Here is an 11,773-nt window from a genome sequence, read left to right on the forward strand (position 1 = left end):
GAAGTATATCAAAAATCATAGATCTTGGACAGCTTCTTAGGGCGTTAAAGTAACGTCTCAAGGCTTTAGTCATTAAAAATTTAAGTTCTTCGTCGTCCAGTGGGATTATGACGCCAATATCTTTATGATCCTTCTCAACTCGGTACTTAGCATTTAAGATAATACCAACGAAGCGACGTATCTGTTGCGGGGTACGGCACCAAAAACTAAGCAGTATTCATCATGTTACAGCACCCAAGTAAAAGCTACGAAGATAAAAACATTCATCCTCAAAATATGTAACCTAGAAAAAAGGCCTCTGAAGTGAACCCCATAAGTTGGAGTGAATTTCTACGCCACTAACTGGCTGGTATGTTCCCGGTATTTTACCGGGGACATACCAGCCAGTTTTGCTTTTATCCGACGATGATTGTAATAGTCAACGTAGTTAGTAATGCTGGATTCTAGCTCTTTGTAACTCCTATATTGGTGATTATGAACCGTGCCAACTTTAAGAATGTGAAAAATACTTTCTGCTACTGCGTTATCTAGGCATGTGGCCTTACGGCTCATGCTTTGGAAAACATGGGCTTGTTGAAGAATGTTCACGTATCGAAAGTTTTGATATTGAAAGCCTTGGTCTGAGTGAATTGTCATTCGATATGGTAAATCTGGCCGTTTTGCTAGTAGTCGCTTAAGTGGGCATGTTACGAAGTCGACCGTCGGTTTACGATCAATGGCCCATTCAATAATTTCTCCGTTGTAGAGGTCAATATAAGCCGTAAAGTACGCACGTTCGTTGATAGTTTGCTCACCCCAACGAACCTCAGTCACATCGGTAACGACCTTTTGAAATGGTCGATCCGTCTTGAAACGACGTTGTAAACGATTATGGGCAATTTTACCAACGGTTCCTTTATAAGAATTGTATTTCTTGGTGCGCCGATTAAACGCCTGACATAGTAGGTTATTTTCACGCATGATACGAAGTACGGCTTTATGATTTGCCTGGATTCCTTTATTTTTAAGAGCCAGAGTGACTGTTCGATATCCATAGTCTGGATTATTTAAACGAATACTTCTAATCTCATCAACTAACGTTGATGAGTTCGTTTGATATTTCCGATGACGAGCATCATGATAACTGCTACTCGACATTCTTACTGCCTTCAAAACCGCAACTAATTTAACATTGAATTTGCGCCTTAGCTCAGTAATTAGCTGGGCTTTCTCTTGGTTTGAGATTTTTTCTGTGCCAAGGCTTCGAGTTTTTCCAAGTAGGCTACCCGTATCCGCAGGAGTTCATTTTCTTCCTGAAGTTGCTTCAAGGTTTTAGATTGCTTAGCTTTATCTGTCATTTTTAAAGACCGTCCTTTGAATGGCTTAAGACGTCCCTCAATCAGCTTTCGTTCCCAATCCCAAATCATTACCGGATGTTTTAATTTGAAATGAGCTGCGGTTACTGGATATGAGGCACGATGTTCTTGTCGCCACTTGATAACCTTGATTTTAAAGGAATAGTCGTAAAATGTCTTCCTTGAATGGTTCTCCAATCCTTGAATTCCAAAAAGTTTAAAGTGAGTGAGCCATTGATGGATAGTCGCACTACCTTTAATACCATACTTTCTCATGAGTAATCGGGACGAAGTTCCCTGAAGATACTCGCTTAATACTTGTTGCTTTATTTTTGCTGAGAACATAGTAAAACCCCCTGAGTTTGGATTTACTCCAACTCAGGGGGTTCACTTTACTCCAGTGTTAAACCGGGAGCCTTTTTTAGTATACCAATTTCTACTTCACATAAGGCGGCTTATCCCAAGTAACCCACATTCACCGCGGTACTTCCACATTCCGTTATTTTTTGATTGTGAACTTGTCCAAAAAAGAAGTGGTATAGGTCTCAGATTGGCTTTAATTGGGGAAAATGAGTTTGTGAAATTCACTGAAATTACGTCTAGGCCATTCCCTTGAAGTTAACTGTCTCATTCTTTGTATTAACCAAAAACTTACCGACACTCCCCTGATACTTCACTGATACTTTAAGAAGCTGTCCAAGATCTATGATTTTTGATATACTTCTATGTAAAAAGCGAGTTTAAGCTATGAAAAATTATCCCAGCAATATTACTCGGCAACAATTTGAATTAATTCGACCAGCTTTAGAAAATTTTCGTAAGCGAACTAAGCCTCGAAAATATGACCTCTACGAGGTCTTCTGTGCGGTCCTATATGTCTTGAAAACCGGTTGCCAATGGCGTCAAGTCCCCGGTGATTTCCCAGAATGGCGGTCAGTTTACAACTATTACAAAATTTGGTCAACTAAAGCTGAGCCTACGGCTGATTCTTTATTGGAACAAGTTTTAAAAAAATTGTCATTGCTCGGCGAACTTACCAAGGACGTTCAGCTTTAACTTCCTTTATTATTTTTGACGCTCTGAGCGTCAAAAACACCGCTACTGCTGAAAACAAAGGTTACGACGCTGGTAAGAAAATCTCGGGGATTAAGCGCCATCTGGCAGTTGATATCAATGGCTTTCCGCAGGCCATTCACATGACGCGAGCGAACGTCTCTGATCGAGACGGGGCCAGTGCAATGATCGCTTTACATGCCATGCATTTACGCCAGGTTCAAAATGTCTTAGTTGATGGTGGTTATTCAGGCGTTAATTTTCAGCTCGATGTAGCCAGTAATTTAAACGCAACCGTGCAGGTTGCGAAGCGCAATGAGTTGCATCGATTCGAAGTTATGCCCCAACGTTGGGTAGTCGAACGATCTTTTAGTTGGCTAGAGAATTGTCGGCGACTTTGGAAAAATTGTGAGCGTCAATTAACCACCAGTCTGCAAATGGTCATTTTAGCGTTTTTAGCACTATTACTTAAGAGATTTTAGACAGCTTCTAAAGGAATACTTGTAATTTACCCGAGTGTATCGAATACTACTAATTCTCCCCCGATACCCTTGCTTATGCAAAACTCTTTTTACTTGATCTCTCTGCTGATTGGTAATTCTTGCAGAACTCCGATAGATTGTCTTCTTAACGATCACATCTGGATTCAATGGAACAATGTAATCCTTACATTCCAACAATTCCACCAACTTTCTTTTTTCTTTGGAATTTGACTTGACGGGTTACGGTTTTCCATTCAGTTTAGAGGGAGTGACGTTTTGAGCGCAGAATTGTTCCCTGGAATCAGCTATTTGGAATAACTGAACCAGAGTGCAATTCTACGCTAAGGTTTCCCCCTAGTTCGTCGGTCGTTAACGCCCGTCGCTTGTCTGTACAATTGCGGTATTGCTACCACCACTCATTATAAACCTACGTTTTCGGTTTAACCTACTAAAAAACGCCCTAGTAGGCGTTGGCAATACGTATTTATGTTTGTTCGATCACCAACTAATCAGTGGCACCAAGCCGAAGCTTCGTTTTACCACCCGCGCCGTTAATGGTCGCGCTCACCATTCACCACCCAGCCGTACAGATAGCCTTGTTGTGGTATAGCCAGACTTATTGAAGTCGCCCTGGCAAACGTGTCCCCTTGGATTTAGACCCCAGCTTGTCCCCTAGGGCTTTAAAAATCGCACCGGCCATGATATAATAGTCATTAAATAAGTTGACTTTTATGTGGCGCTCACCGATTCCCGTCGGTGGGTGTTTTTTTATGTTCTATTTTATGTAACCAATATTACTCGTTGTTTGGTGATAAATCAACATTTCTTTTTATGTATCCTTGTATCCTTGTATCCTTGTATATTCATATCCTTGTATCTAAGTATCCTTGTATCCTTGTATCTAAGTATATTAGGATACTTGCAGTCAATCTTAATTTAACGGCTTTTGAGAAGAAATGTATCCTTGTATCCTTGTATCCAAGTATCTTTGTATGTTATCATCCTTGTATCCAAGTATCCTTGTATATTAGGATACTTAATTGGAGGTCAGTATAATGGGTGAAGTAATTACTTTTGGAAATTTTAAAGGTGGCACCGGTAAAACAACAAATGCCACGCTTGCATGCCTGGCACTAGCTCGTACTGGTAAAAAAACGCTATTAATTGATTTCGATCCTCAAGCAAACGCTACAGATATTTACTTTAAAACCGCGGCTAATTTAGGCCACGATGATATTAAATTTAATCAAACCTTGCTTGCATCAATCCAAGAAGAGGACTTATCAAGATCGTTGGTTACTTTGGATAAAAACATTGACTTTATTCCATCAAGCGCAGATTTTTCATTGTACCCACGGATTATGGAAAAAAAGTTTAAAAATAATTATAAAGATAGAGTTACATATTTTAGCAAGCTACTTGCTTCACTAAAAGAAAAATATGATTTTGTGGTATTTGATTTGCCACCGACTATTTCCTTAATTTCTGATAGCGCCTTATACGCTTCAGATTGGGTTCTGATTATCCTTCAAACTCAAGAGCACAGTCTTCAGGGTGCCGAATCGTTTCTAAAATATATACAGGAACAGGTAATCGATGAATACGAAGCACCTAGTTTGAATTTACTCGGTATACTTCCTGTGCTATTAAAGAATGGGGCGCCTGTTGATCACAGCACATTAGAAGTAGCAGAAGAAGAATTTGGGAAAGAAAACATGTTAAAAACCCTAATTCGTAATATGGAAAGAATCAAAAGATATTCAATCAGAGGTGTATTTCTAAAAGATCAGTTCGATAAAAAAATAATTAGATTATACGATTCTGTGGCACAAGAAATCATTGAAAGGGCGGACTAGCATGGTGGAACTTTTACACAATCCTAAATCAAATAAAAGCAAAATAATTCCTAGAAAATCGGCGCCCCAGCCCCAAAAAGAAATTTCCATATCTTCTCTAAACGAATCAAACAAAACGAAGTCTAAACAAATAGATGGTGTTACTTTTGATACTACACTCAGAATTGACAATCATCTAAAAAACTTTATGAAAGCTATGGTAATTTTAGGGTATAGCTCAACTCAACAAAACGGATTAGCCCAATTACAAAAAACTTTTTTTGAATCGTTAACTGAGTCTGAACAAAATACGCTTACGACTCAAATACAGACTTTGGAAACCGGCGATGCTAACAAAGTAAAAAGTAAATAATCACGTGCTCTCAGACGACACGTTCACCTTTTAGATGTATACTTGTCCGTTTAAATTAAGCAGAATGCACACAAAAAAGTCCTCTATTATGCGGAATAGAGGGCTTTTCTGAAATCATTACATACAGGCTTTGCTTAGGAGCGTTGCTTGTGTCCATTTAGGACATACACAATCATATAACAATCAATGCTGTCACTTAACTTACTCAAAAAATCCACCCACCTCGTGATGAGATGAGTGGATTTTTGGTTGTGTGTACATTCAATTTATTCATTAATTTATATGGCAAATTACAAGTTTAATCCGAACAAGCCCGGAATCTTTCAATGGCAGTCTGTTGATGATGTATTTTTAATGGTCGTTGATTAATTAGTTCAAGTGCTGCTAGGATCTCATCAGTCGTTACTTGGCTAAAATTGGTCTTTTTCGGGAAGAACCAGCGTAACCGTCTATTAAAATATTCATTGGAACCTCGCTCCCATGGTGAATATGGATGGCAAAAATAAACTTTGATCTGATAATCCTGTTCTAAGGCCTGATAATTGGCAAACTCTTTACCATGATCAACAGTAATGGATTTTACTTGGGGACCGAAGGCCCCCATAAACTTGCCAAAGGCGGTGTTTAGAGCCTTAGCCGTTCTATTAGGGGCTTTGATGGCCCATAGAAGTCGGGTCTTACGTTCTACGAATGTAACCAGACATGATCGTGACTCACTTCGACTAGAAAGCACCGTATCTACTTCCCAATAACCAAAAGCTAACCGTTGATTAACAGTTGTTGGCCGTTGTTCGATGGAAGTCCCACTTGTAAATTTCCCACGATTTTCGCTCACTCGGTGCTGGCGGACATTCCGATTGGGTAGATCAGTCAATTTGAAGGGGAGCCAGCCACGATTAAGCCAATTATAAATTGACGCAGTGCTCAAGTTATAAGCGGCCGCAATGGTTTCTGGTGACCAGGTTAATCGTAAGTGATTGGTAATTAAAGTCGCTAATGCTGCCGTCAGCATCGAACGACGACCGCAATTCCGCCTTTTGCGATCTGCATCTTGCTGAGCTAATTCTGGATCATAAGGTTTAACCCGGTCCAACTCATAGCTAATCGTAGCTTTGGCGACGCCTAAGGCGTCAGCCATTACTTGGTAAGATTTATTCCCCTCATTGACCAGTTGTGCTAGTGCGCCACGTTGAAAACGTGATAAAGTAGATGTACCCAAAGTAATCACTCCCTATATTGGTTGGAATTAGCTACTACCATTGTAAGTGATTGCTTTGGGCTTTTTAATTTCTGTTCGGATTAATTATAGAATTTGCCATATTTAGGAATATAAGGACCAAATTGTTTAACAAATGAGGTATTTATCCAAATTAGTTTGAATAAATTGGTATTACTATTAAGCAACAGGCGCCAAAATTATTGAATATTAGAATTAATTCTAATATTTACTCTATAAGCTGTTGGAGATATTCCAACGTAATGCTTGAAAATCCGCATAAAATAATTAGGGTTATTAAAAGCTAAAGTGTAGGCGATCTCAGAAATATTTACAGAACTATTTATTAGCATATATTGAGCAGCTTTAACTTTTTGGATATTAATATATGAGCTGATTGTTTGATTATATTTTTTCTTGAATGCATGCGCCAAAGAACTTTTAGAACAGCCTAAATTTTGAGCTAAAATTGTTAAAGATAACTTTTGATTAATATGATTTTTAATATAAGATGAACATTTTTCAGGAATTAATAAAGCAGATTCATCTTTTGTTTTTTGAATTTCTTTAAAGCAACGAATAGCCACTTGTTTCATCCAAATTTCAAAGGGGGGAATATCTTTCTTGAACTCAATTGTCCCTAAAATGTCATCCTGTATTTTAAGAGCAACATCTATTAGTACTTGTCCACTTTCAATAACGTTACTCATTAATAAGCTTACAAAACGAATCATAACGTCCTTTTCTCCTCGAGCATAGTTATTTTGTTCGAATATCGTACCCATATATTGAGTCAATGTTAATTTATCTAAAGCCTTATTAAATTGATTAAAATTAAGATTCTTAATGGTTTTAAAAATCGTTTGTTCATTTTTAAATTTAGCAGTTAAGTCTATTTTGGAATTAAAATCTACTTTCTTTTGAGCAGTAGGTATTTTTTTTACACACGTTTTCCAATTAGGCTTTTTCTTATTAGTAAACAATTGATAAGCCAAGGAGCTCAATGAATTAAGATTATCAACAAATTTAGCGATTTCACGATAATCTCGTGGAATATTAGTTGTATTAATATGTGGGATTATAAGTAATTGACGAATTTTATCGATTGGAATGATTGTGACATAAAAATTATTTAGATTAACAATAGTTAAAGTATTGGGAACTTGAAGCTGGAGCGCTTCTTTAGCTAATTCTGTCATATTAAAAGCATTATTATCAGAAATTAGGGAAATATCAGTTCCATCGGAAAAATAAAAATCCACTGATGCTACATTACCTAATAAGGAAAACAGTTCTTTTTTCATAAATTTGGCCTCAATCAAATATACAAAATAGTATAGTTATTTGCAAAATAATATAGTTAATTTTGTCACTGTTAATTATATACTTACCCTTAGGCATGAACAATTAATTATTGAAAAGGGACTTGTTTTATGGAAAAACGACATTACAAGATGTATAAAGATGGCAAAAAATGGGTCTTTGCAGCAGTTACTGTGATTGCTTTAGGGGTTGGGTTAAGTGAAAGTACATATGTTGTAAAAGCAGATAGTACTGTGACTATTGCATCAACTGATGATTCAGTAAATACTGGCTCTGCCAGCAAGAATCCTACTGTACCTGTCACATCAACTGATGATTCAGTAAATACTGGCTCTGCCAGCAAGAATCCTACTGTACCTGTCATATCAACTGATGATTCAGTAAATACTGGCTCTGCCAGCAAGAATCCTACTGTACCTGTCATATCAACTGATGATTCAGTAAATACTGGCTCTGCCAGCAAGAATCCTACTGTACCTGTCACATCAGCTAATGATTCAGTAAATACTGGCTCTGCCAGCAAGAATCCTACTGTACCTGTCACATCAACTGATGATTCAGTAAATACTGGTGCCGCCAGCAAGAAAACTAATTTACCTGCTACCTCAACTGATAATTCAAAAAAAATTAAATCTTCACTTGTTATCAATCATTTAGAAGAGAAAGGCAATCTTGAAAAATTGGCCTTATCATCTGATAGTGTCCAACCAGCTACTTCCATTAGTGATGATACTTATTTAAAAAATTTAGGAATTGATATTAACGACCTAAATACTAACAGTGTTTTAAAATTAGCTTCTTTGTTCCATATTTTTGCAAATCAAGCTAGTTTATCAGCGGATACTAATGGTAATTTAGCTGTTAAAATTTTAAATGGCTCTAACGATTTTGGTACACGTGGTGATTCATACAATTTAACTAGCGGTGATATTTATTACATTCAACAACTGGCCAAAGAGCTTCAAAATAACGCTTTTAGAAATAAAACATTTAATCATGTAGTATTAGGTAAAGATGTTAGTGTATCAATTGAAAATAACAAGGTCTTGATCAATGGTATCACTATGGATAATTTAAAACCTGAAGATGTTTATCAAGATACCAATGGGCAGACCTATATTGATTTTAGTGATGTATTTCAGCAACTAGTAAAGGCATCCACCAGTTATGCTAGTACTCCTCAGTCAAAAGGTGTTATTTCAAATTATGATGACATGAATAATCGCTATGTTGATGTTTCGAAAGTAGCAACTGGAACACAAATTATTTATGTAAATGTTCCATTCAAATATTTGAGTGCTTCTCAGCCGATTACAATCAAGGGAATATCTCATTTAGAAAATGGCCCCACTATCGTCATTAACGTTACTGATATTCCAAATGGTGATCAAAATATTTCTACACAAGTTCAATTATATTATGATGATGGAACGAATTCTCTACCCAGCAGTGAAGAGCATTCAGAGCCTAACCATGTATTATGGAACTTAGGTACCGGTGAACAAGTCTTCAATTTCAGCAGTGGTCGGTTTATGGGAAGCGTTTTAGCACCTAATGCGACTATTAATGCTGGAGTTAACATTGATGGGAATATTGTTGCTAATATCGTTAATATAACCGGCGGTGAATCGCACAGATGGGATATTCATCCACAACCGACACAGCCAACTCAACCGACGCAGCCAACTCAACCGACACAGCCAACTCAACCGACACAGCCAACTCAACCGACGCAGCCAACTCAACCGACACAGCCAACTCAACCGACACAGCCAACTCAACCGACACAGCCAACTCAACCGACACAGCCAACTCAACCGACACAGCCAACTCAACCGACGCAGCCAACTCAACCGACGCAGCCAACTCAACCGACGCAGCCAACTCAATTGATTAAAACTAATGTTAATGAGAAAAAAACAGTTTCATTGGTAAATGATAAAGAAAAAAATCCTTCTAAAAATAGAGAAGCTTTACCACAAACTAGTGAAAAATCAGAAAGCTCTGTTTCAGCTCTAGGTGTCTTATTACTGGCTTTAGGAAGTTTAACCAGTTGGCTGACTTTCAGAAAAAAGTGGAAAGATTAACTAAACAATCTTGAAAGAACTAAAAGGTGGGAGTGAAATTAATCACTCCCACCTTTTAGTTCATAATAGGAGGTTCTACAAATGCATTATTTTATCACATCAAGAATTGACAGTTTAACTTCGGCCATTGAACTAGCCGAAATCAAGCGACTAAAACTTTTAAAGAGAGGGCAAATTACAAGTTTAATCCGAACAAGCCCGGAATCTTTCAATGGCAGTCTGTTGATGATGTATTTTTAATGGTCGTTGATTAATTAGTTCAAGTGCTGCTAGGATCTCATCAGTCGTTACTTGGCTAAAATTGGTCTTTTTCGGGAAGAACCAGCGTAACCGTCTATTAAAATATTCATTGGAACCTCGCTCCCATGGTGAATATGGATGGCAAAAATAAACTTTGATCTGATAATCCTGTTCTAAGGCCTGATAATTGGCAAACTCTTTACCATGATCAACAGTAATGGATTTTACTTGGGGACCGAAGGCCCCCATAAACTTGCCAAAGGCGGTGTTTGGTAGCGTCAAGAATCTTGTGTAAATGAAATGCCTTCGTACATATAATATGTATCTAACTTAAATAAATGATGCTTCCAAGGTGTCCTGGAGTCCTTTGAACCCTCGGTGGATCCGCTTCAGAGACTTCTCGTTATAAACATTAAACTGAGAAACCAGGAAGCGATCCAGTGAATCTTCCGTTGGAAATTGTTCTTTGTGGTGGGTGGTGCGCTTGAGATGCTTATTAAAGTTCTCAATCAGGTTAGTGGAGTATAGTGATTGCCGGATAGCTGGTGGAAAGTCCATGAAAGTGAGTAAATTCGGCATTTTAAGCAGATCTTTGATTAATTTGGGATAGGTCTGATGCCAGTTGTTGGCGAACTCATTCAGTTTCAGTTCGGCTGCTTCGCGGTTGGCGGCCCGATGAACTTGTTTAAAGTCACTGATCACGGCCTTGCGGTCTTTTACGCGAACTTTGTTCATCAGATTCCGCCCAACATGAACCAGGCAACGTTGTCGTTTGGCTTTAGGGAAATGCCGATTCAAGCCTTCATCCAAACCAACTAACCCATCGGCCACAAACAACAGCACATCTTTAACGCCCTGCTTGATCAAGGTTCCCAGCAGTTCAGTCCAGATTCCAGTCGATTCCGTTGGCGCCACTTGGTAGTTCAGCACTTCTTTCGTACCATCTGGACGAATGCCAATCGCAATATGAACGGCTTCTTTTTGAACGGTATCCCGCTTTAACGGCAAGTAAGTGGCATCTAAGAAGATGGCCGCATATTGTGAAGCCAGTCGCCGTTGCTGGAAAGCTTGAACCTGTTCATTGACGGCTTTAGTCATGTTGGAAACCGTGGCTTTGGAGTAGTGAGCACCGTACATTTTCTCAATGAGTTCGGCAATTTCAGCAGTGGTAATTCCCTTGGTATACAACTGAATGACCGTTGTTTCTAAATTATCACTGTGCCGACCGTAGGCTGGCAAGGTATGATTTTCAAACCGGCCATTGCGATCTCGAGGAATGGTTAAGCTAAGTTGGCCGTACTTCGTATCAAACGAGCGCTCATAACTGCCGTTGCGGTTATTACCAGTGTTAATCCCAGCGTATGAGTAGCGTTCGTAACCCAAAAACTCTGCCAATTCGGTTTGAAGCAGCTGGTTAATCGCAATTTCGAGGTGGTGACGAAAAACTTCGTCCAAATCTTGCTTTTGGGCTAGTGCAGCGATAATTTCTGTGGTAAGTTCATTCATGGGGAATGCCTCCTGTGATGTTTTCTGTGGTTACTAAATATCATAAGGGAAGGCATTCCCTATTTCTATACAATTCAGAAATCTTTTATGCATTTACACAAGATATTTTACGCTCTCCAAATTAATCAAAGATCTGCTTAAAATGCCGAATTTACTCACTTTCATGGACTTTCCACCAGCTATCCGGCAATCACTATACTCCACTAACCTGATTGAGAACTTTAATAAGCATCTCAAGCGCACCACCCACCACAAAGAACAATTTCCAACGGAAGATTCACTGGATCGCTTCCTGGTTTCTCAGTTTAATGTTTATAACGAGAA

Annotated in this window: 9 protein-coding genes and 3 pseudogenes; 5 read left to right on the forward strand and 7 right to left on the reverse strand. The window is 38.5% G+C overall.

The window, feature by feature from the left end; translation table 11 throughout:
* Positions 1–31: 31 nt before the first annotated feature.
* The 3 genes and pseudogenes from RIN67_RS13075 to RIN67_RS13085 all read right to left on the reverse strand — a co-directional run.
* Positions 32–214 (reverse strand): annotated as a pseudogene (locus RIN67_RS13075) (replication initiator protein A); the annotation flags it as partial.
* A 116-nt stretch (positions 215–330) separates the two neighbouring features.
* Positions 331–1,224: an IS3 family transposase gene (locus RIN67_RS13080; RefSeq protein ID WP_313826258.1), complete on the reverse strand. Its 894-nt coding sequence runs from the start codon at positions 1,222–1,224 to the stop codon at positions 331–333.
* Positions 1,197–1,679, reverse strand: a complete 483-nt coding sequence (locus RIN67_RS13085; protein WP_024748243.1) for a helix-turn-helix domain-containing protein — start codon at positions 1,677–1,679, stop codon at positions 1,197–1,199. The genes RIN67_RS13080 and RIN67_RS13085 overlap by 28 nt, the downstream gene beginning before the upstream one ends.
* Before the next feature lie 402 nt (positions 1,680–2,081).
* Here RIN67_RS13085 and RIN67_RS13090 point away from each other — a divergent pair.
* The 3 genes from RIN67_RS13090 to RIN67_RS13100 all read left to right on the forward strand — a co-directional run bounded on the left by RIN67_RS13090 (position 2,082) and on the right by RIN67_RS13100 (position 5,077).
* Positions 2,082–2,869, forward strand: a protein-coding gene (locus RIN67_RS13090; protein ID WP_313826253.1) for an IS5 family transposase whose coding sequence is annotated in 2 segments (ribosomal slippage) — positions 2,082–2,340 and positions 2,340–2,869 — 789 coding nt in all. Because the reading frame shifts where the segments join, the coding sequence is not laid out codon by codon here.
* A 1,055-nt stretch (positions 2,870–3,924) separates the two neighbouring features.
* Positions 3,925–4,725: a ParA family protein gene (locus tag RIN67_RS13095; protein ID WP_265000469.1), complete on the forward strand. Its 801-nt coding sequence runs from the start codon at positions 3,925–3,927 to the stop codon at positions 4,723–4,725.
* Between the two features lies 1 nt (position 4,726).
* Positions 4,727–5,077, forward strand: coding sequence for a DUF5388 domain-containing protein (locus RIN67_RS13100; RefSeq protein WP_265000470.1), 351 nt, complete (start codon positions 4,727–4,729; stop codon positions 5,075–5,077).
* A gap of 298 nt (positions 5,078–5,375) precedes the next feature.
* On the opposite strand, the gene RIN67_RS13105 is transcribed toward RIN67_RS13100, so the two are convergent.
* Together RIN67_RS13105 and RIN67_RS13110 are read right to left on the reverse strand one after the other, a co-directional pair.
* Positions 5,376–6,296: an IS30-like element ISLsa1 family transposase gene (locus RIN67_RS13105; protein ID WP_064776863.1), complete on the reverse strand. Its 921-nt coding sequence runs from the start codon at positions 6,294–6,296 to the stop codon at positions 5,376–5,378.
* Between the two features lie 197 nt (positions 6,297–6,493).
* The gene (locus tag RIN67_RS13110; protein WP_265000476.1) at positions 6,494–7,597 is read right to left on the reverse strand and encodes a helix-turn-helix domain-containing protein; all 1,104 of its coding nucleotides are present in this window, start codon (positions 7,595–7,597) and stop codon (positions 6,494–6,496) included.
* 129 nt (positions 7,598–7,726) lie between these two features.
* Here RIN67_RS13110 and RIN67_RS13115 point away from each other — a divergent pair, with 129 nt between their 5' ends.
* Positions 7,727–9,703: a collagen-binding domain-containing protein gene (locus RIN67_RS13115; protein ID WP_313826254.1), complete on the forward strand. Its 1,977-nt coding sequence runs from the start codon at positions 7,727–7,729 to the stop codon at positions 9,701–9,703.
* A 183-nt stretch (positions 9,704–9,886) separates the two neighbouring features.
* Here the strand turns inward: RIN67_RS13115 and RIN67_RS13120 are convergent.
* Both RIN67_RS13120 and RIN67_RS13125 read right to left on the reverse strand, forming a co-directional pair.
* Positions 9,887–10,213: pseudogene (locus RIN67_RS13120) on the reverse strand (IS30 family transposase); the annotation flags it as partial.
* A 60-nt stretch (positions 10,214–10,273) separates the two neighbouring features.
* Complete coding sequence (locus RIN67_RS13125; protein ID WP_313825919.1) at positions 10,274–11,449, reverse strand: IS256 family transposase; 1,176 nt, start codon at positions 11,447–11,449, stop codon at positions 10,274–10,276.
* 109 nt (positions 11,450–11,558) lie between these two features.
* On the opposite strand from RIN67_RS13125, the pseudogene RIN67_RS13130 reads away from it, so the two are divergent.
* A pseudogene (locus RIN67_RS13130) lies at positions 11,559–11,773 on the forward strand (transposase); the annotation flags it as partial.

Origin of the sequence: Levilactobacillus namurensis (genome assembly GCF_032197885.1) — a bacterium.
Taxonomy (GTDB): domain Bacteria; phylum Bacillota; class Bacilli; order Lactobacillales; family Lactobacillaceae; genus Levilactobacillus; species Levilactobacillus namurensis_A.

Bases quoted from the DNA above. Each gene is read 5' to 3' on its own strand.
- RIN67_RS13125 (WP_313825919.1), bottom strand. From the start codon at position 11,449: ATGAATGAACTTACCACAGAAATTATCGCTGCACTAGCCCAAAAGCAA.
- RIN67_RS13095 (WP_265000469.1), top strand. From the start codon at position 3,925: ATGGGTGAAGTAATTACTTTTGGAAATTTTAAAGGTGGCACCGGTAAA.
- RIN67_RS13085 (WP_024748243.1), bottom strand. From the start codon at position 1,679: ATGTTCTCAGCAAAAATAAAGCAACAAGTATTAAGCGAGTATCTTCAG.
- RIN67_RS13115 (WP_313826254.1), top strand. From the start codon at position 7,727: ATGGAAAAACGACATTACAAGATGTATAAAGATGGCAAAAAATGGGTC.
- RIN67_RS13100 (WP_265000470.1), top strand. From the start codon at position 4,727: ATGGTGGAACTTTTACACAATCCTAAATCAAATAAAAGCAAAATAATT.
- RIN67_RS13110 (WP_265000476.1), bottom strand. From the start codon at position 7,597: ATGAAAAAAGAACTGTTTTCCTTATTAGGTAATGTAGCATCAGTGGAT.